This is a genomic window from Novosphingopyxis iocasae (assembly GCF_014334095.1).
GTDB classification, from domain to species: domain Bacteria; phylum Pseudomonadota; class Alphaproteobacteria; order Sphingomonadales; family Sphingomonadaceae; genus Novosphingopyxis; species Novosphingopyxis iocasae.
On record NZ_CP060495.1, the window covers coordinates 2,142,480 to 2,163,687 of the forward strand.

The 21,208-nt window shown below is 64.2% G+C and carries 22 protein-coding genes; 8 read left to right on the forward strand and 14 right to left on the reverse strand.

Features of this window, described 5'->3' with window-relative positions; genetic code table 11:
- Positions 1-5: 5 nt before the first annotated feature.
- The 3 genes from H7X45_RS10260 to H7X45_RS10270 form a co-directional block, all read right to left on the reverse strand.
- Positions 6-863 carry a MipA/OmpV family protein gene (locus H7X45_RS10260; RefSeq protein ID WP_187334788.1) on the reverse strand — a complete coding sequence of 286 codons (858 nt, stop codon included), beginning with the start codon at positions 861-863 and terminating at the stop codon, positions 6-8.
- A gap of 171 nt (positions 864-1,034) precedes the next feature.
- Positions 1,035-1,469, reverse strand: coding sequence for a DUF2141 domain-containing protein (locus tag H7X45_RS10265; protein WP_246449433.1), 435 nt, complete (start codon positions 1,467-1,469; stop codon positions 1,035-1,037).
- Complete coding sequence (locus H7X45_RS10270) at positions 1,466-2,203, reverse strand: sterol desaturase family protein (RefSeq protein WP_187334789.1); 738 nt, start codon at positions 2,201-2,203, stop codon at positions 1,466-1,468. Before H7X45_RS10270 ends, H7X45_RS10265 begins: the two co-directional genes overlap by 4 nt.
- A gap of 138 nt (positions 2,204-2,341) precedes the next feature.
- Between H7X45_RS10270 and crtY the strand changes: the two genes are divergently transcribed.
- From crtY to H7X45_RS10290, 4 genes are all read left to right on the forward strand, one after another.
- On the forward strand, positions 2,342-3,499 hold the full coding sequence (gene crtY / locus H7X45_RS10275; protein WP_187334790.1) for a lycopene beta-cyclase CrtY: 1,158 nt from the start codon (positions 2,342-2,344) through the stop codon (positions 3,497-3,499).
- The gene (locus tag H7X45_RS10280) at positions 3,499-5,079 is read left to right on the forward strand and encodes a phytoene desaturase (protein WP_187334791.1); all 1,581 of its coding nucleotides are present in this window, start codon (positions 3,499-3,501) and stop codon (positions 5,077-5,079) included. The genes crtY and H7X45_RS10280 overlap by 1 nt, the downstream gene beginning before the upstream one ends.
- A 205-nt stretch (positions 5,080-5,284) precedes the next feature.
- Positions 5,285-5,878, forward strand: coding sequence for an LOG family protein (locus H7X45_RS10285; protein WP_187334792.1), 594 nt, complete (start codon positions 5,285-5,287; stop codon positions 5,876-5,878).
- Positions 5,879-5,887: 9 nt separating this feature from the next.
- Entirely contained in the window at positions 5,888-6,826 is a 939-nt protein-coding gene (locus H7X45_RS10290; protein WP_187334793.1) for a phytoene/squalene synthase family protein, read from the forward strand.
- A gap of 159 nt (positions 6,827-6,985) precedes the next feature.
- Here H7X45_RS10290 and H7X45_RS10295 read toward each other — a convergent pair whose 3' ends face one another.
- Both H7X45_RS10295 and H7X45_RS10300 read right to left on the reverse strand, forming a co-directional pair.
- Positions 6,986-7,780 carry a 3'(2'),5'-bisphosphate nucleotidase CysQ gene (locus H7X45_RS10295; protein WP_246449434.1) on the reverse strand — a complete coding sequence of 265 codons (795 nt, stop codon included), beginning with the start codon at positions 7,778-7,780 and terminating at the stop codon, positions 6,986-6,988.
- Positions 7,777-9,120, reverse strand: a complete 1,344-nt coding sequence (locus H7X45_RS10300; protein ID WP_187334794.1) for a TldD/PmbA family protein — start codon at positions 9,118-9,120, stop codon at positions 7,777-7,779. The genes H7X45_RS10295 and H7X45_RS10300 overlap by 4 nt, the downstream gene beginning before the upstream one ends.
- A 120-nt stretch (positions 9,121-9,240) precedes the next feature.
- Between H7X45_RS10300 and H7X45_RS10305 the strand changes: the two genes are divergently transcribed.
- Together H7X45_RS10305 and H7X45_RS10310 are read left to right on the forward strand one after the other, a co-directional pair.
- Positions 9,241-10,584 (forward strand): sensor histidine kinase, encoded by a 1,344-nt coding sequence (locus H7X45_RS10305; protein WP_187334795.1) that lies wholly within the window; start codon positions 9,241-9,243, stop codon positions 10,582-10,584.
- 14 nt (positions 10,585-10,598) lie between these two features.
- A complete protein-coding gene (locus H7X45_RS10310) occupies positions 10,599-10,955 on the forward strand; it encodes a response regulator (protein ID WP_187334796.1) in 357 nt (118 codons plus the stop codon).
- A gap of 181 nt (positions 10,956-11,136) precedes the next feature.
- Here the strand turns inward: H7X45_RS10310 and queE are convergent, their stop codons facing one another.
- The 9 genes from queE to H7X45_RS10355 form a co-directional block, all read right to left on the reverse strand.
- Positions 11,137-11,769 carry a 7-carboxy-7-deazaguanine synthase gene (gene queE, locus H7X45_RS10315; RefSeq protein ID WP_187334797.1) on the reverse strand — a complete coding sequence of 211 codons (633 nt, stop codon included), beginning with the start codon at positions 11,767-11,769 and terminating at the stop codon, positions 11,137-11,139.
- Entirely contained in the window at positions 11,766-12,476 is a 711-nt protein-coding gene (gene queC / locus H7X45_RS10320; RefSeq protein ID WP_187334798.1) for a 7-cyano-7-deazaguanine synthase QueC, read from the reverse strand. The genes queE and queC overlap by 4 nt, the downstream gene beginning before the upstream one ends.
- A 245-nt stretch (positions 12,477-12,721) precedes the next feature.
- Positions 12,722-13,117, reverse strand: coding sequence for a hypothetical protein (locus H7X45_RS10325; protein WP_187334799.1), 396 nt, complete (start codon positions 13,115-13,117; stop codon positions 12,722-12,724).
- A gap of 110 nt (positions 13,118-13,227) precedes the next feature.
- Positions 13,228-14,163 (reverse strand): Hsp33 family molecular chaperone HslO, encoded by a 936-nt coding sequence (hslO, locus tag H7X45_RS10330; protein ID WP_187334800.1) that lies wholly within the window; start codon positions 14,161-14,163, stop codon positions 13,228-13,230.
- A gap of 13 nt (positions 14,164-14,176) precedes the next feature.
- Entirely contained in the window at positions 14,177-15,103 is a 927-nt protein-coding gene (argF, locus tag H7X45_RS10335; protein WP_187334801.1) for an ornithine carbamoyltransferase, read from the reverse strand.
- Positions 15,104-15,143: 40 nt separating this feature from the next.
- Positions 15,144-16,343 carry an aspartate aminotransferase family protein gene (locus H7X45_RS10340; RefSeq protein WP_187334802.1) on the reverse strand — a complete coding sequence of 400 codons (1,200 nt, stop codon included), beginning with the start codon at positions 16,341-16,343 and terminating at the stop codon, positions 15,144-15,146.
- Between the two features lie 112 nt (positions 16,344-16,455).
- Entirely contained in the window at positions 16,456-16,827 is a 372-nt protein-coding gene (locus H7X45_RS10345) for a tRNA-binding protein (RefSeq protein ID WP_187337106.1), read from the reverse strand.
- A 12-nt stretch (positions 16,828-16,839) separates the two neighbouring features.
- Complete coding sequence (locus H7X45_RS10350) at positions 16,840-17,730, reverse strand: HpcH/HpaI aldolase/citrate lyase family protein (protein ID WP_187334803.1); 891 nt, start codon at positions 17,728-17,730, stop codon at positions 16,840-16,842.
- Positions 17,727-18,182 (reverse strand): MaoC family dehydratase, encoded by a 456-nt coding sequence (locus H7X45_RS10355; protein WP_187334804.1) that lies wholly within the window; start codon positions 18,180-18,182, stop codon positions 17,727-17,729. Before H7X45_RS10355 ends, H7X45_RS10350 begins: the two co-directional genes overlap by 4 nt.
- A 755-nt stretch (positions 18,183-18,937) precedes the next feature.
- On the opposite strand from H7X45_RS10355, the gene H7X45_RS10360 reads away from it, so the two are divergent.
- Together H7X45_RS10360 and H7X45_RS10365 are read left to right on the forward strand one after the other, a co-directional pair.
- The gene (locus tag H7X45_RS10360) at positions 18,938-20,413 is read left to right on the forward strand and encodes a hypothetical protein (protein WP_187334805.1); all 1,476 of its coding nucleotides are present in this window, start codon (positions 18,938-18,940) and stop codon (positions 20,411-20,413) included.
- A 70-nt stretch (positions 20,414-20,483) separates the two neighbouring features.
- On the forward strand, positions 20,484-21,056 hold the full coding sequence (locus H7X45_RS10365) for a hypothetical protein (protein ID WP_187334806.1): 573 nt from the start codon (positions 20,484-20,486) through the stop codon (positions 21,054-21,056).
- Positions 21,057-21,208 lie beyond the last annotated feature (152 nt).

Here is a 21,208-nt window from a genome sequence, read left to right on the forward strand (position 1 = left end):
CAAGCTCAGAACGTATAACCGATGCCGATGCCGCCGATGAACTGGTCGGCGCTGCCACGGTCGGCGACGATCGGGCTGTCGGCGAAGTTGCCGAGGATCCGGGAATAGCCGGCCAAACCGAAGATCGCGAAGCCGCCGTTCGTCAGGTCTCCGTCCAGATCATAGGTGCCCAGCAGGTTGGCCCCCACGCTCTGGAAGCCGCCCTTGGCATTATAGGTCGGTAGGCCGCTCGCCAGTGAACCCGAGGGGCTGATCGAATAATAATATTCGGCGAAATTATCGTCGACATGATCCGCGCTTACCGAAAGCACGACGGCAGCGCCGCGGCTGACGGGGGTGAGGAAGCTGACAGATGGGGTGATCACGCGGCCCTTGTGCGCCCCGGCGACGTCCCAAACGACGTCGACCGTGGCCGAGAGCGTGTCATAGGGCGTGATGATGCCGGAATATTGGATGCCCGCCTGCGCGCCCAGCTCCACCGCCGTATCGAGCTTGCCGAGACGCTTGACCACATCGTCCTTGATCTGCCGCGTGCGATCCAGCCGGACGCGCGCGACGGGGCCGAATACGAAACCCACCTTGGCATCATCGGGATCATTGATGATGTCCGCACCGATACCGGTGCCCTTGGGCTGGAAATTCACGCCGCCCACGCTGCCCGCGGCGCCAGGCACGGGGAAGAAAACATAATCGTCCGAGCCTTCATAGCTGGGGCTAACACCGACGCCACCGCCGATCGTCACCCAGTCCCCGGCATAGACCGTATCCTTCAACGGCGGGATGTTCGCGGGCGCTTGCTGTGCGAGAGCAGGCACGGCGATAAGAGCGGCCGAAAGGCCGGCGGCGATAATGGATAGGCGCATGTGTCGAGATCCCGGCTTATGTTCTGGAGCGCTCAATAGTCTATCCGCGCAAAAGTTGCGCTACCGATAAGCAGCGCTACCGAATTGCCACAAAAGTGGGGCTTTTGGGCAACGGGTACCGCGCCGTTGCTACAATCGTCAAACGAACTTGATGCGCCCTCCGGCGCGCCGTCACAGAAAATATTGCAGTTTCACCGCTTCCCGGTTGGTGCCCGGCGCAATCGGCAGGGCCACCTTGTCGAACTTCGGCGGGCCAAAGCTGATCCGCGGGTTGCGCGAAAATCCGATCCCCTCCTTCGGCACGCCGACAAAGGTATCCAGCTTGTCGTTCGCGTTTTCATCATGGTGGACGGTCACCGCAAAGCGCTTGGCGGGAAGGCCGCTAAGCTGCAGCACCGGCCTTGCTGCGGGAACCGTCAGAAAACGCTTGTCCGGATCGTCCGTGCAATCGGGGAAGTAGCGCGGGTCCGCGGTGATGCAGACCAGAAGATTGCCCTTGGCGGATCGCAGGTTGGTAAAGGACAGATCAAGCTTGCCTGTGGGGGCAGGGGCCGCGGCGGTGGCAGCGGCCAGCAACGCGGCGGACATCGCGAAACGCGCGATCATATCCGTTTCTCCTCGAAGGCGCCCAGTCCCTTGTCCGTGCCGCAAACGCGGTCCCAGAAGCGGAAATAGAGCCCGTAATTGCAGTTATAGCGCTCATGATGGCGCTGGTGATGGCTTGCCGTGATGGTCCAGCGACCGAGCGGCCCTTCGGTCCACCAGCGCGGAAACATCTCCCACCCCATATGGTTGGTGACCCCCATCAGCGTCATGATGGCGAGCACCGTGCCCAGCACCGCCACATGGATCGGCACCAGGAAGACCAGCACCGGGATCACGACCGCGCCCGTCAGCGCTTCGATGGGGTGAAAGCTCATCGCCGCCCAGGCGGTGGGCGGGCGGCTGTCATGGTGCACGGCATGGGCGATCTTGAACCATTTGGGCCGATGCATCCAGCGGTGGGTCCAGTAGAACCAGGTGTCGTGCGCGAACAGATAGATGAACAGCGAGACCGGCAGATACCATAAGGGATAGGCCGTGACGTCGGCATAGATCGCGGTCCAGCCGCGCTCCTGCCAGCCCCACATCACCACCCCGGCGGGTACGCCGTAGATCACCGCGCTATAGAGCGACCAGCGAATCTCTCGCCCGATCTGGGGGCGCAGCTTGTCATACAGGCCGGGCCGAACGCGGCTGGTCACCCAGGCGAACGCCCCGCTCGTCGCCCAATAGCGCACCGCCACGATCAGCGTCATCGCCAGCGTCGAGGCGGCCAGGGAGATCAGAAGCGCGGTCATCGCTCGGTGCTATAGCGGGCCGGGATGAACGCGTCGATAATGGTAGAAGGGCAAACCCTGCCCCATTTCTGGTGGATAAGGCACTGAATTTACCGTGGCAGGATTCCCAAGTGCCGCGCGCTCGTCTAGGCCCGGCGCATGCTCGAAAAACGCACCTGCGATCTCGCTATTGTCGGCGGCGGCCTGGCCGGGGGACTGATCGCGCTCGCGCTGCGGCGGCTGCGGCCGGAACTGGAAATCCTGCTCATCGAAAGCGGCGATTATTTCGGCGGCAATCATCTGTGGAGCTATTTCTCCAGCGACGTCGCGCCCGAACATCGCTGGCTTACCGCGCCGCTCGTCACCCATGGCTGGAGCGGGAACGAGGTGCGCTTCCCCGGCCATAGCCGCCAGCTCGACGGCATCTATTATTCGATCGAGAGCGAGCGGCTGGACGAGGTGATCCGCGAGCAACTGCCCGAACGCATGCGCGTGACCGGCGTGACCGTCGCCTCCGTGACCCCCACCGCGGTGGCGCTGAAGGGCCATGGCCGCATCCGCGCAGGCGGCGTGATCGATTGCCGCGGGCCTGCCGATACCGCCGCACTCGATTGCGGATGGCAGAAATTCGTCGGCCAGCTGCTGGAGCTGGAGGAGCCGCATGGCCTCAGTAAGCCAGTCATCATGGACGCCACGGTGGAGCAAAAGGACGGCTATCGCTTCGTCTACTGCCTGCCCTTCACGCCGACCAAGGTCTTCGTTGAGGACACCTATTATAGCGACAAGCCCGATCTGGATCGGCGCACGCTGTCGCAGCGCATCGGCGCCTATGCCGATGTGCAAGGGTGGCAGGTGATGCGCACCTTGCGCGAGGAATCGGGCGTGCTTCCCGTGGTGCATGGCGGCGATCTGGACGCCTATTGGAAGTCGGGCGGAGAGCGCACCGCCAAGGCCGGCAGCCGCGCCGGGCTGTTCCACCCGATGACGAGCTATTCGCTGCCCGATGCAGTGCGCACCGCCATGGCGATTGCCGAACAGGACGATCTTTCGGGCGATGCGCTGCACCGCTTCACCTACAAGCTGGCGCGCGCCCATTGGCGCGATGCCGCCTTCTACCGGATGCTCGGCAAACTGCTGTTCATCGGTGCCAAGCCGGGCGAGCGGAACAAGGTGTTCGAGCGTTTCTATACCCTCAATGCCGATCTCATCGCCCGCTTCTATGCCGGGCGCACCACGGCGGCGGACAAGCTGCGCATATTGTCCGGTAAGCCCCCCATCCCCATATCCAACGCCTTGCGCGCGATCTGGGGAAAATAATGGCGACCGTTACCGACCATGGCACCGACTTCGGCACCGGCCCGGGCAGCCGCGAGCCCGATCTGTTCGGCGATGCGCCCCGCCCCGCCGCCACCGGTCGCAGGGCCATCGTCATCGGCGCGGGCTTCGGCGGTCTGGCGCTGGCCATCCGCCTGCAGTCCGCCGGCGTTGCCACGACGCTGATCGAGGCGCGCGACAAGCCCGGCGGCCGCGGCTATTATTGGGAAAAGGACGGCTTCGTGTTCGATGCCGGCCCCACCGTAATCACCGATCCCGATTGCCTGCGCGAACTCTGGTCGCTCACCGGCGCGGACATGAGCCGCGACGTCGAACTCCAGCCCGTCACGCCCTTCTATCGCCTGAACTGGGTGGACGGCACCAATTTCGACTACACCAATGACGAAGCCAAGCTGAACGAGGAAATCCGCAAGCTCAATCCGGACGACGTCGAAGGCTATGCCCGCTTCCTGGAATATAGCGAGGGCGTGTTCGAGGAAGGCTATCTGAAGCTGGGCCACAAGGCGTTCCTGGACTTCCCCAGCATGATCAAGGCCGCCCCCGCGCTCGCCAAATATCAGGCATGGCGCTCGGTCTATTCGATCGTCTCGAAATTCGTGAAGAACGAGAAGCTGCGCGAGGCGCTGAGCTTCCACACCCTCCTCGTCGGCGGCAATCCGATGACGACGAGCGCCATCTACGCCCTCATCCACAAGCTGGAAAAAGACGGCGGCGTGTGGTTCGCCAAGGGCGGCACCAACCGGCTGGTTGCCGGCATGGCCGCGCATTTCGAGCGGCTGGGCGGGCGCATGCGGCTGGGTGACCCCGTCGCGCATATCGACATGCTGGGCGACCGCGCGACGGGCGTGACGACTGAGAGCGGCTGGCATGCGGACGCCGATGTCGTCGCCAGCAACGGCGATATCGTGCACAGCTACAAGGACCTGCTGGGCCAGACGACGCGCGGCAAGCAGATGGCCAAGCGCCTGTCGAAGAAGAAATATTCGCCTTCCCTCTTCGTCGTGCATTTCGGGATCGAGGGCCGCTGGCCCGGCATTCCGCACCATATGATCCTGTTCGGCCCGCGCTATGACGGCCTTCTGAAGGACATTTACGATCACGGCGTCCTGCCGCGCGATTTCTCGATCTACCTCCACCACCCCACCGTCACCGATCCGTCGATGGCGCCGGAGGGCTGCTCCACTTTCTACGCGCTCGTACCGGTCGCCCATATGGGCAAGCTGCCGATCGATTGGGACGAGGCGGGCCCGAAGCTGGAGCGCCGCGTGCTGGACGAGGTCGGGCGGCGGCTGATCCCCGACATCCATGACCGGATCGTCACCAAATTCCACTACGCCCCGCCGGACTTCGCGCGCGATCTCTCCGCGCATATGGGCAGCGCGTTCAGCCTGGAGCCGATCCTGACGCAAAGCGCCTTCTTCCGCGCGCACAACCGCGACGATGTGATCGGCAATCTCTATTTCGTGGGCGCCGGCACCCATCCCGGCGCCGGCATCCCCGGCGTGGTCGGCAGCGCCAAGGCGACGGCGGGGCTGATGCTGGAGGATCTGGGGGTTCGGTAAGGCTCGTTCGGGTTTTGAATTTCCGTAGCCCTGAGCCTGTCGGAGTCGAAGACGGCGCGCAGCGCCTACGGCGCTTAGCCTTCAAGCGCGGAGCTAGATCGATAAACGTCCTTCGACAGGCTCAGGACTTACGGTTTTGAGGCAAAGACTGCTCTCGTCCCATCCCCCCTCGACAGTCTGATCGCAGACCGGCTAACGCGCTGTCATGTCACGCACTCTCAAAGCCCTCGCCGTCTATTGCGGCTCCGCCACCCCGGCCGATCCCGTCTATATCGAAACCGCGAAAACCGTTGGTCGCACTTTGGCCGAGCGGGGCATTCGCGTGGTTTATGGCGGCGGCAGGCTGGGCCTGATGGGCGCCGTAGCCGATGCCGCGCTGGCAGCGGGGGGCGAGGTGATCGGGGTAATTCCCGAGGCGCTCGTCGGCAGCGAAGTCGCGCATCGCGGCTGTACGGAGCTGCGCGTCGTCGGCGGGATGCATGAGCGCAAGCAGGCGTTCACGGACCTCAGCGACGGGTTCGTCACGCTGCCCGGCGGCGTCGGCACGATGGACGAATTGTGGGAGGCGATCAGCTGGGCGCAGCTCGGCTATCATGACAAGCCGGTGGGCCTCCTCAATGTCGGCGGCTTCTACGATCATCTGATCGCCTTCAACCGCCACATGATCGACGTCGGTTTCATCCGCGCGCAGCATGCCGGCATCATGGTGCAGGCCGAGGAAATCGGCGCGCTGGTCGACAAGCTGGCGGACTATCAGCCGCACCGCACGATCTTCCAGATGAAGGCGGACGATCTGTGACGGCATTTCGTGACTAGCCTCGATCGCCCCGCCCTCGTCGCACATGCGAAGGACAGCATCGCGAAGGGATCGCGCAGCTTCGCCCTCGCCTCCCGCCTGTTCGACCGGGAAGCGCGCGAGCGGGCCTGGCTGCTCTACGCCTGGTGCCGCAAATGCGACGATCTGGCCGACGGGCAGGACCATGGCCATGGCATGAGCGTGATCGACGATGCAGCCGATCGCCTCAGCTATCTCACCGGCATGACCGAGGCCGCCTGGAACGGTACCGAAACCGGGGAGCCTGCCTTCGACGGCTTCGGGCTGGTGGCGCGCGAATGCCGCATCCCGCGCCGTTATGCCGACGATCTGATCGCAGGCTTCGCGCTGGATGCCGAGGAATGGCGGCCGCGCAGCGAGGCGGACCTGTACCGCTATTGCTATCATGTCGCGGGCGCGGTCGGCTGCATGATGGCGATCCTGATGGGCGTGGGCCCGGAGGACGAGGCCGTGCTGGACCGCGCGACCGACCTCGGCCTTGCATTCCAGCTTGCCAATATCGCGCGCGACATTGCCGAGGATGCGGCCGCCGACCGCTGCTATCTGCCGATGGAATGGCTCGCCGAATTCGACGTGCCGCCCGGCCGCCACATGGCCCCGCCCTTCCGCCCCGCGCTCAAAGCGATGGCGAAGCGGCTATGCGATGCCTCCGAGCGCTATGAGGCGAGCGCGCGCGTCGGCGCGCAGGCGCTGCCCAAGCGCAGCCGCTGGGCGGTGCTGGCGGCGGCGGGAATCTATGGAGACATCGCTCGCAAGGTCCGCGATCTCGGCGTGCACGCCTGGGACCACCGGGTACACACGTCCAAGCGCGAAAAACTGCTCTGGGTGGCGCGGGCAAGGGCCCAGGCGGCGGGCACGCCGGAGCCGGCGGGACGCGAGGGATTGTGGAGCCGGGCGGATTTAGAGAAGTAAGACAACCCTCTCATCCGTTCGCCTTCAGCTAAACCCATTATTCCGTTCGGGCTGAGCTTGTCGAAGCCCCGTACTTTTCTTGGCGCCATCGCTCTATCACCGAAGAAAGACGGCCCTTCGACAAGCTCAGGGCGAACAGATCTTTGTTCAAACGGGGATTTACGCCCCGCCCAATATCTCCGCCGCCCGGTCCGCCAGCCGTTCCACCACCGCCGCATGGATGCCCGGCGCGCTGACGATCAAGCCGAAATCGCGCGGGCTTGCCTTGTTGTAGCGGATCGGATCGCCCAGCGCGTCGCTGACGGTCGCGCCCGCTTCCGCGGCGATCAGGTTCGCGGCGGCGACGTCCCACTCATTCCCCCAGCGCAGCGTCGCCACCATGTCGGCCTCGCCGCTCGCCACCATGCAGATGCGAAGCGCGATGCTGTTGGGTTTGGCGACCATGGTGAGATCGCGGTCGACGCGGGCCAGGCCGTCGCAGGGCACGCGCGCACCGGGCAAGTCCTGCCGTTCACTCGCCTCGATCGGCTCGCCGTTCAGGAGCGCGCCCTCGCCCCGCCGTGCAGTGAAGCAGCGGTCCCCCACCGGCGCGTGGATGACGGAGAAGACGGGCCGCCCGCCTTTCATCAGCGCGATGGAGATCGCCCAGCCGGCGCGCCCGCGGATATAATCGCGCGTGCCGTCGACGGGATCGACCAGCCAGGTCCAGTCGCGCCGCGTCCGGTCGCTGTCGTCCTCGGTCTCCTCGGACAGCCAGCCCGCTTCCGGCAGGATCGCGCCGAGCCGCTCCTTCAGCAGCTCGTCGACCGCGATGTCGATATCGCAGACCGGATGGCCGGGCGACTTTTCCCAGGTCTTCGCATCGGGCTTCTCGCCCCGGCGCCAGCGGGCCAGCGCATAGTCCCCCGCCTCGCGCGCCGCGGCCACGATATCGGAAGGGTCGAAGACGCTCACGCGGCCACGGTCATGCCGTCGACGCGCAGCGTGGGCACGTTGAGCGAGCGGGTGAAGTCCAGATCGTCCGCGGGCGTCATGGCCGCGAACATATCCTTCAAATTGCCCGCCACGGTAATCTCGCGCACGGGCCGCGTAATCTCGCCGTTTTCGATCAGAAAGCCGCCTGCGCCGCGGCTGTAATCGCCGGTGATGGCGTTGACGCCCTGGCCGATCAGCTCGGTCAGATAGACGCCGCGTTCGATGCCCGCCATCAGCGCGGCGGGGCTGTCCTTACCGGGCACCATATGCACGTTGCTTGCGCCCACGCCCGGCGATCCGCCGACACCGCGCGTGGCGTGGCCGTTCGGCTCCAGCCCCAGCTGGCGCGCGGAAGCGACGTTGAGCAGCCAGCCGGTGGGCCGCCCCGCATCGACCAGTTTGGACGGCGCGGTCGGCAGGCCCTCGCCGTCCACGCTTTTGGAGGCAAGACCGCGCGGGCGGTGCGGATCGTCCAGAATGTCGATGCCGCTGTCGAAGAGCCGCTCGCCCATGAGATCGAGCAGAAAGGTCGCGCGCCGGGCCGCGGCGGGGCCGGACATCGCGCCGAGCAGATGGCCGATCAGGCTGCCGCCGACGCGCGGATCGAAGATCACGGGCATTGCGCCGCCGGTCATGTCCACCGGGTTCAGCCGCGCCGCCGCCCGCTCGCCCGCCTTGCGGCCGATTTCGGCGGGATCGGGCAGATCGGCAGCGTGGCGGGCCGTGCGATAGGCGTAATCCCGCTCCCGCGCGCCGCTTTCCCCGGCAAGGACGCTGGCCGACAGGCTGTGGCTGGAGCGAGCATAAGCAGCTCCGAAACCGGTGCTGGTGGCAAGCGCCACGACCGATCGGCCCACGCTCGCCCCGCCGCCCTCGCTGCCCGTCACACCGGAAACGGCGCGCGCGGCGTCTTCTGCGGCCAGCGCCGCCTCACGTAGAGCATCGGGATCGGCGGCCGCGCCGTCGTCCAGATCGAGATCGGGCAGAGGCTCTTTCATCAGCCGCTCTTCGGGCGCGAGGCCGGCATAGGGATCTTCCGGCGCCGCCTTGGCCATCGCCACCGCGCGCTCGGCAAGATCGCGCAGCAGCTCCGGGGCCAGCGCGCTGCTCGATACGCTGGCGGAACGCTTGCCGACGAACAGGCGCAGGCCGATCTCCTCGCCCTCCGACCGCCCGGCATCTTCCAGCTTGCCGAGGCGCACCGAGATTTCCGTCGACGCGCCGCCCGAATAGAGCGCGTCGGCAGCGTCCGCGCCTGCGTCGATTGCGGCGGAGACCAGCAGTTCTGCGCGTTCCAGCGCCTGTTTTTCATCCAGCATAGACCAGGCGATGTAGGTGCCCCGCGAGGGTCGGTCAATCGCGCGACCGGCGCAGTTCACCTGCTCGCGCCACGTCACAACTTGTCTGGACCTATCCGGAGCGATACGGCGCGATGCACCATGATCGAGCGCCTCAAACGAATTTGGCGGGAACTGCTCAGCCCCGAGCGCCAGCATGGCTATGGCACCACCTTGCTGCCCGCGGCGGTGGCGCTCAGCATTCTCATCCTGCTGTCCGGAGGCATCGCCACCATGGGCGCGATCGACAGCGAGCGGGAAGCGCGTGAGGCAAGCCAGTACACCACCGGTGTGATCGCCCGGTTGGAGAAGGTCCGCGCGCTGGCGGTGGACGCGGAAACCGGCCAGCGCGGCTATCTGCTGACCGGCCAGCGGCGCTATCTCAAGCCGCTGAAGGAAGCCATGGAACGCGAGGCGCTGTTGCTCGATGAGCTGAAGACCTACGCCTATGGCAATATGGAAGGCCCGCAGGAGAACTGGTTGATGCAGATCGACCGGCTGACGAGCGAGCATCTTGCAGAGACACAAGCCAGCGTGCGGATGGCCCGGCGCGGCAATCGCAACGAAGCGATCGAGACGCTGAAGATGGGCAGCGACATGCGCCGGATGGACCGCCTTCGCGTGCTGATCGACCAATATGAGAATTACGAATATCAGCGGCAGGCTGCCGGGCTGGCCGAGGCGCGGCAATATGCGCAGATCGGCGGCCGGCAGGTGCTGGTGGTCGTCACCGTCCTGATTCTGCTGCTGCTGCTCATCGCCTATCTGCTTTGGCGCAATTCCCGGCTGCTGCAGACCGAGACCGAACTCAGTGAGATCACCGAGGCAAAGGAACAGGTCGAACTCATCAGCCGCGAACTCAATCACCGCGTAAAAAACCTGTTCGCGGTGGTCATGGCCATCATCAGCATGACCGCGCGGCGAGAGAGCGACGCGAAGGTGGCGGGCGAGAAAATGCGCGAGCGGGTCAACGCGCTGGCCCGCGCGCATCAGCTGACGCTGGATCAGGATGGTGGACGCGCGGTCAGTCTTGGCTCGCTGGTGGACAATGTGCTCGCGCCCTATCTTTCCGATCGGCTGCGCTATGAAACCGACGGGCCGGAGGTGCAGCTGATCCCGCGCTATGCCACCCCGATCGGCCTCGCGCTGCACGAAATGGCGACCAACGCGGTGAAATATGGAGCCTGGTGCCAGGAAAGTGGCGGCGTCATCTCGGTCCGCTGGACGGTCGAAGAGGATGAGAACCTGCAGAAGGTTGCGCTCGTCTGGCAGGAAAGCGGCGGCCCGCCAGTCACCGCGCCGAGTGAGGATGGCAAGGGCTTCGGCAGCCAGCTGGTGCTGTCGAGCTTGCGCCAGATCGGCGGCCGGTTCGAGAGCATTTGGCCCGAAAAGGGTTTCGAAGCGAGACTCTTTTTTGCAGTGCAGCGGGAACCTGACAAAGATTAGCCCATTTCCGCTGTATGAGCACATTCACCGTCATGCTGGCCGAGGACGAAGCGCTGATCGCGCTCGACATGGTCGATTGCTTGCGCGAGCGGGGCATCAACGTGGTTGGCCCGTGCATGTCGCTGGACGATTGCTTGAATTGCATCGACGGCCCGCATCGCATCGACGCAGCCATTCTGGATGTCGACCTGGCGGGCCAGGACGTGTTCCCCGCAGCGCTCAAGCTGAAGAAGCGCGGTATTCCGTTCGTGTTCCATAGCGGGCACTGTACCGCCGACACCCTGCCGCCCGAACTTGCGGGCGTGAAGCTCTATGAAAAGCCCGCAGGGATCGGCAAGATCGCCGACAATCTGAGCGCCATCGCCGCCTAGAGGTTTAAAACATCTCGCGTGCCTCTGAAGGCGCGTCCGGACCGCCAAATCATTCTGAATGTCCGTTTGCCCTGAGCTTATCGAAGGGCTGTATCGTGACGCTCGCATAGTGCCGGGAACAGGACGGGGCTTCGACAAGCTCAGCCCGAACGGAAGTCAAATGGCGACCTGGTCTGCCCAATCAGGGCAGCCCCAACAACTTGTGCGTCTGCAAGGACAGCCGCCACGCCGGGTGCGCTTCCACAAAGGCAATCGCCTCGGCCCGGTTTTCGTCCGCCGACGCGCTGTCCATCGGCTGGATCAGATGATGGGAAAAGTCCCAGCTTTCCATGGCCTGCCAATCCGATCCGGGCTGCGGCCAGACCAGTTTCAATTCGTCGCCCGAACGCTGGACGGTTTCGGACCCCGCCTTGGGGCTGATGCAGATCCAGTCGATCGTGCGCGGCACCGGCAGCGTGCCGTTGCTTTCGATCGCGATCTCGAACCCGCGCGCGTGCAGGGCGTCGATCAGCGCATCGTCCACCTGCAACATCGGCTCGCCGCCGGTCATCACGACATAGCGCCGCGTGCGTCCCGCGCCCCATAGCTCGGCGACCTTATCGCCAAGGCTTTCGGCATCGGCGTAACGCGCGCCATTCTCACCATCCATCCCGACGAAATCGGTGTCGCAGAAACGGCAGATGGCCTTTTCCCGATCCTGCTCCCGCCCGGTCCAGAGATTGCAACCGGCAAAGCGCAGGAACACTGCGCGGCGTCCGGCATGCGCGCCCTCACCCTGAAGGGTCGGGAAAATCTCCTTTACGGCGTAGCTCACCCGACCACCGGCGTGACGGCATAGACGGTCGGGTCTTCGATCCCGGCTTCCACGAAGCCGCCATGGCGCAGGCGGCAGCTGTCGCATTCGCCGCAATGCTTGCCGTCCGGGGTAGGATCGTAGCAGGACCAGCTCATCGCGGGATCGAGCCCCAGCCGCATCGCTTCGGCCGCGATGTCGGCCTTGCTCATATATTGCAGCGGGGCGCGCACCTCGAAGCTTTCCTTCGCATCGCCCGCCTTGGTGCCGAGCATGGCCAGCCGCTGAAAGGCATCGATGAACTCGGGACGGCAATCGGGGTAGCCGGAATAGTCGAGCGCGTTGACGCCGATCACCATGTCGCGCGCGCCCGCCGCCTCCGCCCAGCCGAGGCAGAGCGAGAGGAAGATGGTGTTGCGCGCCGGAACATAGGTGATCGGAATGCCGCCTTCGTCGCGTGTACCCGCGCCGTCCTTGGGCACATCGATATCCGCGGTGAGTGCGGAGCCGCCGAATTGCGTCAGATCGAGCGGCAGTACCACATGACGTTTCGCCCCCAGCGTTTCGGCGATCCGCGCGGCGCTTTCCAGCTCGACACGGTGGCGCTGGTTATAATCCACCGTCAGCGCCAGAATGTCGAAGCCCTGTTCGCGCGCGATCCCGCCCGCCACCATCGAATCGAGGCCGCCCGAGAGCAGCAGCACCGCCTGTTTTCCGGTTTCTGTCATGGCCGGGGAGCTAAGCGCATGATCGCCGTATCGCAAGCATGCCCACAAAAAACGGGCCACCCTGAAAAGAGCGGCCCAGTGACGGCTCGTGCGAGCCCGCTAGGGAGGAAAGCGTACCAAAGTGGGGTACTCCCACAGGCATAGCAAGGATTGCTAAACCGGTGCTTAACGAAAGCGGGTTTGGTGCAATATTGTGCTTGGGAGCGGCGAAGAAACGCTACTGCACTGCGGCGCTTCCTTCGCGCTCAGCAGCTTCCGGTTTTGCGAGCTTCGTAATCGAACGCATAGGGCGCGCCGCGGTCCAACCCCTGGCTGCGGATCTGCACCAGCCGATCCGTCTCGCGGCGAATCGCGGTGCTACCGCTGCTACTCTGACAGGAATAGCCAAACACCACCTCGCGCGCGTCGCCGCTGAGCCGGTGAATTTCACAACGCTGGCCGGGATGGTGCAGCTTCACCAGCACGCGCGGATCGCGGACGCACAGCTTGCGCACCGGCCGGAAATCATCGGCCTTGTCACGCAGCGTCCACTCGCCCCGCTCCAGCGTGCGCAGCGAAAAGCTCGCCTGCGCGGCGTAAGCGGAAGCAGCAACGCTGAAGGTCGCCGCAAGGGCAATGGCAATTGTCTTAGCTGTCTTCATCGATTTCGGTCCACATGGGGGCAGCGCCCCAATGCAGGTGGATACAGATTTAACGTGGGAGAATAACGACGCAGGCGTGTCGGAATTGCGGCGGCGGCGCACCGGCGCCGTCAGTTCTCCATGCTGGAGAGCGAGATCGGGAACTGGCGATTGCAAAACTCGCAGTCCACCTTGATGTCGCCGTCCTCGTCCGCCATCTCGCGCCGCTCCTCGACGGGAAAGCGTCCGATGACCGACCGGATATGGTCCGGATCGCAGCGGCAGCCCTTGGACAGGCCGGTGCCCTGTTCGATCCGTACCTCGTCCTCTTCATGAAAGAGGCGCCAGACCAGCTCTTCCAGCGGCAGCGCGCCGTCTGCCAGCTCTTCAGGCTTCACCGTCTCGGCAAGCGCGCGGACATGCTCCCATTCGGGATGGTCAAGCCGCACATGCAGCCGCTCGCGCCCTTCCTCGCCCTCGGCCAGATGCTGGACCAGGAAACCGCCTGCCACGGTGCGATCCTCGCCGGAGGAACGCGCGGTGCGGATCAGCGTCGGGATCTGCTCGGACTGCGCGAAATAATATTCGCAGGCCTCGGCCAGCGAGGCGCCTTCCAGCGGCACGATGCCCTGATAGCGCGCCCCCGGCTCGTTCTCGCTGCGCTTCTTGCGATCGAAGGTGATCGCCAGATAGCCCTGGCCGAACAGACCGAAGAGCGTCGGCTCGGGCGTCAGTTCGGCCACCTTGGCCTCGTCATATTGCGCATAGCCGCGCAGCTGGCCGTCGCGATAATCGCAAACCAGCAGCGTCACCGCGCCCTCGCCGGTCTGCGCCTGCATGGTCAGCTCGCCGCCCGCATCCTTAAGGAGCGAGCCGAGCAGCGCGGTGAGCGTCACCGCTTCGGTGAGCAGCGCCTCGATCACCGGCGGATAGGCATGGGCGGACAGGATATCGGCCAGCGCCGTCTCGATCCGCACCGCGCGGCCGCGCGCATGGCGGGCCGGGATGGAAAAGCGCAAGGGAAGGTCGGAAAAGGTCTCGGTCTGGGTAGGGATCTGTTCAGTCATCGCCCCTAGATAGTTAGAGCTGCCCGAAAACCCAGCGCAGAACCGATTTTTGCGAGTGCAGGCGGTTTTCCGCCTCGTCGAAAATCACCGATTGCGGGCCGTCGATTACGCCGTCCGTCACTTCCTCGCCGCGGTGCGCGGGCAGGCAGTGGAGGAACAGCGCGTCCGGCTTCGCGCGCGCCATCAGCGCCTCGTCCACCTGGAACGGGCCCATGGCGGCCAGCTTCGCCTCGCCGCCCTTCTGGCCCATCGAAATCCAGGTGTCGGTAACGATCACGTCGGCTCCGTCGACCGCTTCGGCGGCGTTGCGGTGGATCGTGATGCTGCTGCCCGCCTTGCGCGCGGCTTCGTTGAAGCGCTCGTCCGGATCATAGCCTTCCGGGCAGCCGATGCGCACGTCGAACTTCATGAGGCCCGCCGCCTCGACGATCGAGTGCAGGACGTTGTTGCCGTCGCCCAGCCAGGCGACCTGCAGGCCGGGCAGCGCCTTGCCATGCTCCACGATGGTCAGCAGGTCGGCAACGATCTGGCAGGGATGCGAGAGATCGGTGAGCGCGTTGATCACTGGCACGCTGGCGCAGGCGGCCATCTCCTCCACCTTGGCATGATCGTCGGTGCGGATCATGATGGCATCGACATAGCGCGAGAGGACGCGCGCCGTGTCCGCCACCGTTTCGCCCCGCCCCAGCTGCATCGAGCCGGAATCGGCGACGATGGCGCTACCGCCGAGCTGTTCCATCGCCATTTCGAAGCTGAAGCGCGTGCGCGTGGAGTTTTTCTCGAAGATCATCGCGAGCATGTGCCCGGCCAGCGGCGCGTCCGCGTCCGCCTTGCCATTCGGCCAGCCCTTGCGCGCCGCTTTCCGGCTCAATGCATCGTCCAGCATCGCGGCAATAGCATCGCCGCCTGCGTCCGAAAGGTTCAGGAAATGGCGGGTCATGCGATTGCTCCCTCTCTGAGTGCCCTGCGAAGGCCCGGTATCAGGCCGCTGCGGCCTCCGGCACGACATAGTCCGCCGCACCGGCGCTGAGCTTTTCCATGAACTCTTGGATATGCTCATCCTCGATCACCAGCGGCGGCAGGACGCGGATCGTGTTCTCGCCCGCGGCCACGGTCATCAAATCGTGATTGTCGCGCAGATGCGCATAGAAGGGGCGGCTCTCCACCTTCATCTTCAGGCCGAGCATCAGGCCGTGCCCGCGCACCAGTTCGAACAGGTCCGAATGGTTGCCGATGAACTGTTCGAGCATGGAGCGCAGACGCTCGCCCTTGGCGCGCACATCGGCGAGGAAATCCTCATCGGAAATCACCTTCCACACCGCCTCGCCCGCAGCCATGGCGAGCGGATTGCCGCCATAGGTAGAGCCGTGGCTGCCGAAGCCCATGCCGCGCGCCGCCTTTTCGGTGGCAAGGCACGCGCCGAGCGGGAAGCCGCCGGCAATGCCCTTGGCGGTGGCGAGCACGTCCGGCTCGATCCCGTACAGTTCGTGGGCATAGAGCTTGCCGGTGCGCCCGACGCCGCATTGTACCTCATCCAGCACCAGCATCAGATCCTGCTCGTCGCAGATCTGGCGCAGGCCCTTCAGGAATTCTTCGCTCGCCGGACGGATGCCGCCCTCGCCCTGGATCGGTTCGACCAGGAAGCCTGCGGTCTGCGGACCCACGGCGGCGCGCGCCGCCTCTAGATCGTTGAACTCGACATATTTGAAGCCCGGCAGCAGCGGCATGAAGCCCTTGTGCATCTTCTCCTGATTGGAAGCGCTGATCGTCGCCATCGTGCGGCCGTGGAAGGCCATGGAGAAGGTGATGATCTCGGTCCGCCCGGAATCGCCCGCTTCATGCTGGTGATAGGCACGCGCCGTCTTGATTGCGCATTCCACCGCTTCCGCGCCGCTGTTGGTGAAGAACACGGTGTCGGCGAAGGTGGTGTCGACGATCATCTGCGCCAGCCGCTCGCCCTGCGGGCTGCCATAGAGATTGGACACGTGCATCAGCTTGGCAGCCTGCTCCTGAATCGCGCCGATCAGCGCAGGATGGCTGTGGCCGAGCGCATTCACCGCGATGCCGCTGGCGAAATCCAAGAGGCGCCGCCCGTCCTCGGTGATCAGATGGCAGCCATCGCCCTCCACCGGACGCACGTCGCAACGCGGATAGACAGGCATGAGCGGGGAGATGGACATATCGGGCGGCCTTTCGCTTCATCGCAAAACAAGAGCGGCGGCCATCGCGGGCCGCCTGTTGCGCAGGAGGATAGGCCCGGGCGCGGCGGGAATCAATGTGCGCGGATCGGCCTTAAAACAGCCGTCCGCCATCGGGCACCGGCTGGTCCGGGCGCAACAGGACGACATGGCCCTCTTCGTCCGGCACGCCGAGGGTCAGCACTTCGCTCCTCACCGGGCCGATCTGGCGCGGCGGAAAGTTGACGACGGCGAGCACCTGCGTGCCGACGAGGTCTTCCAGCCGGTGCCGCTCGGTGATCTGCGCGCTGGAGCGCTTGATGCCGATCGCGCCCCCGAAATCGATGCGCAGCTTGAAAGCTGGCTTGCGCGCCTCGGGAAATTCCTCCGCCTCGACGATGGTGCCGACGCGGACATCGACCTTCAGGAAGTCGTCGAACGCGATGTCCGGGGCAGGCGGCGCGTCGCTGTCATGGTTCATGTGCAGGGGAAGCTTACCTCAATCGCTATAGGCGTCGTGCAGCGCCAGAGTCTGGCGCGCGGCCTTCAGATGCGGGATATCGAGCATCTTGCCGTCGATGCCGACCGTGCCGACACCGGGATCGGCCTCGAACGCGGCCACCACGCGGCGCGCGAAATCCACCTCATCGGCGCCGGGCAGGAAGCTTTCGTTGATGGGGCCGACCTGCGCCGGATGGATGGCGAGGCGGCCGGAAAAGCCCTCGGCCCGCGCGGCACGGGAGCTGGCGCGCAGGCCTTCTTCATCGCGGAAATCGGCATGCAGCGTCTCGACCGCGGCGACGCCCGCGGCATGCGCCGCCATCAGCGTGAGCGAGCGGACCATCTTGTAGGTGAACGCCCATTCCCCGTCCGCGCCGCGATTGCCGCTGGCGCCGAGCGCCGCCGACAGATCTTCGGCGCCCCAAGTGAGCCCGTAAAGCCGGTTCAGCCCGGCATCGGCGTAATCGCCCAGCGCGAAGGGCGCGCGGGCCGTCTCCGTGGCGACGGGCAGGATCTTGGTGGAGCCCTGTTCGAGCCCGGCCTGCGCCTCCAGCGCATCCAGATAATAAGAGAGCCGCCGCACATCCGCCGGGCCATCGGCCTTGGGATGCACAATGCCGTCGGGCGCGCCGCCGATCACCGAAACCAGATCCCCCAGCGTCAGATCACCGTCCAGCGGATTGACGCGCACCCAGATCTGCGGGCTGCGCTGCCCGGCCGGCCGGTCCTTCAGAAAGTCTGCGACCAAGCGCCGCGCACCCTCCTTATTCGCGGGCGCGACGGCATCCTCCAGATCGAGGATCACCGCGTCGGCACCGCAGCCGTCGACCTTGCCCAGCTTTTTCTCGCTATCGCCGGGGATGAAGAGAAAACTGCGCAGCGGTCTCATTCAGTCGGCCCCTTGTGCTGCAGGCCGGTGCGCTTGCAGCTCGCGACCAGCACATCGTCCTGATTATAGGCGCGGTGCACGAAGGTGACGATGCCTGCGGTGGGGCGCGATTTGCTTTCGCGCAGGTCCACCACCTCCGTCTCGATCCGTAGCGTATCGCCGACATAGACCGGTGCGGGAAAGCGCACCTCGTCCCACCCCAGGTTCGCGACGGCGGTGCCGAGCGTGGTATCGCCCACCGAAATGCCGACCATCAGGCCGAGCGTGAAGGTGGAGTTGACGATGATTTTCCCGAAATCGCTCTTCGCCATATATTCGGCGTCAAGATGCAGCGCCGCGGGATTATGGGTGAGCGTGGTGAAGAGCAGATTGTCGGTCTCGGTCACCGTGCGGCGCATGTCGTGGCGGAAAACCTGCCCCACCTCGAGCTGTTCGAACCAAAGACCGGCCATGTCGTCTCTCCTCGCTATTGACCGGGCGGGCGTGCGACAGATCACAGCGAACTGTCAACGGACGCAAGGAGAACGGCCTTCTTGTTGCAGCGCAAGACAACTCGCCATGCTGTTGCTGCCGGTGTGGAGTGCGGCGAGAGGCGCGCCCTTGTCAACCGGTGCGCGCGGTTAGTCCTCGCGATCGTGCAGAGACCTAGCTGCTCGGGCGGCCCAAGACTAACGAATGCGCAACAATGTTACGAAGTCAAAAGGCGCCCCCCTCTCCTTTATGTGTAGATGAACTGGCGCGCCCTAACTTCGCTATTAAAGATAGACCATTGGACTATGATCTTATATTTAGGTCAACTCACCAAAATGACTCATATTTTATCTTTGCCGATCATTTTCGTTCGATCTACTAGATATCGTTGATTACCGATGAGCCGCACGGCCACTTCCTAAATATAATTTAAAAAACAAAATGGTCCGGATTGGCGCAAGCGCCGCCAATCCATTTGATCACCAAGAAGCGACCTAATATTCTTCCGGAATTGTCGCGAGTCTCCCAGGATGGGGTCTCTCGATTTAAAGCAGGGCGGCAGTATTTACTGCCCTATCTTCATGTGCCAGGTGCCGTGTTCCGGTGCCCGGTCCCGTGCACCTGCCATCGGCAAGGGGTGCAGGCGGCCGACCGAGAGAGAAAGTCGAATACGATGCCTACTTCGATACCCTATGATCACCGGTTGGTTCTAGGAAACCACGTCCGGCAGGAATTTATGACCGGCCTCGGCCAGATCAGCCAGGCGCAGGCCCCGGTCGATGCGGCCGAGCAGAACCTCAACGATCTACTGACGATCCGCCGGTCGCTCGACATGACAGTGCAGGAGCTCGTCAATCTTGGCGTCGATCCGGGCCAGGTAATCGACGAGATCGGCGAGGTGAACAAGCGCATCAGCGCAGCCGCCACGGGGTATGCGCAGGCCACGCTGACGGCAGAGGACGCGCTGCAGAAGGCGCGCGCCGATTTGCGCGCAATCAATGTCGATGCCGAAAGCCCGCTCGATTACAACCGCACACAAATCAAGAAAATGCCGCTGTCCGCCGACAGCATGAAGCTGAACGTGCAGTATTTCTCGCTCGACGAGAACGAGCAGGATTCGCTGACTCATGCGTCCAAGGTCGGCGCGTTCGTGTCCGACACCACGAGCTTTCTGGGCGAAAGCTATTCGATCCAGGCGAGTGCGCAGGCATCGATGCAGACCAACAGCCAGATGCAGAACCATAATATCGCGGGCACGCTGGTGATCTCGATTGGCTGTACGCACAAGGACGCGGTGCTGCTTGCGCCGCTGATCGTCGACGTGGACAAGGCGATCCGTACGTGGAACGTGCTGTTTCCGGGCGAAGCGTTTGATCCGACCAAGCCGGGCGACATGGTGGCGATCGGCAATCAGAACGAGGGCACCGACGGCAATCGTCTGCAGATCATTTCGGGCGCGACCTACGGCTCCAGCTTCATTGGCATGGTCCATGTGCTGAAATCGAATCGCACGCAATCCTCCCAAGCTATGCTGGCGACGGCGGCCAGCATGCAGGCGCAGTTCGAGGTGGGCGGCTGGTTCGCCAACGAGCAGGGCGGTTTCGGCGTCGACGGCAGCATGTCGCAGGACATCAAGAACCTGTTGAGCACGCAGAACATTCAGTCGCACGTCTCCCTAGTGGCGATGGGATCGATCCCGTCACTTAAATCCAACATGGTCAAGATCGGGGTGCAGCAGTTCGCCGATTTCGATCCGGCCAAGATGATGGAGAAGCTGGCGACGCTCGCGAACGCCAATGATGCCGACAAGCAAAGCGTGGCGCAGTCCGCCGCGGCCGCGCGCACCGGCGGGCAAATGGTGGCGCTGCAGGGCGCGCAGACGAAGAACGTGCTGAGCGGCTTGGCCGATATCGACGACGGGCAGAACAAGATGCTAGACATCAATTCGATGATGACCGCAATGGACGATTATGTCGAAAAGGCGCTGGCCGGCAATATCGGTGTGCCGATTAACTATTATCTCAAGGAAATCACCCGCAAACAGCTCGCCGAGATGTGGGTCGCGAAATATTTCCCCAATAAATATCTCGCGATCGCCGGAGACGACAGCGGCACCGGTGGATCGACGCCGACGCCTTCGCCGGCACCCTCCCCTTCGCCCGCGCCGTCCCCGGAAAGTGGCGGCGGAGAGAGCGGCGGCGGCGGCTTTTAGGCTGCATACCGACAAAGGCCGGGCGCTACCGGCCTCGCCCTTACCCTTCATCTGAGAAAGGAGTTCCGTCATGGCACGGTCCCAAGCCTTCATCGACAGCATCATCAAGGCGATCACGAACGATCTCGCCGGTCCCCAGTCGCGCATCCACACCCTGTTCGCGAACAACATCATCGGCGGATGGGAGGGTTGGCTGCAAGTGGAGGCGGCAGCGCAGATTATCGCCGACGGAAACGCCGCAACCTTCGCGCGCGAGGCGATGTATTTGGCCCCCGGCGGCGGCGTGATGGGCGCACAGAAATGCGATCTCATGATGCTGCCCGCGCGCGGCATTCAGATTTTCATCGAGTTGAAGACGCAGCGTTACGCCACCTATGCAAAGCATGTACAGGACTTCATCGACGATATCGACAAGATCGTCGGACTCGGCCCGGACTGGAACCGTACCTTCCCGGCGATCGCGATGGTGTGCATGCAGGCGAACCAAGCTCGCTTCCAGCAAATTTACGCCGATATCAACCGTAAGGAATGCGACATCTGGGCGCGTCGGAACGATGGCAGCTTCGGCACAGGCAAGCTGTCCGCCGCGGTCAACATGACCTGGAATAACCAGTTCGCGATCGTCGCCTGGGCCAATAGCTGACGCCATCGGCGAACGAGGCAATCGATAAAGATAGCGCTGGTCCTGCTGCAGTGCAGCGAGGCCAGAGCGCTTGTTGCTGCAATGCAACATTAGGCTGCTAAAACGGTCTTCTATCCGTTTTATCATTGCCCACTCAATCTCTTCCCCGCAAT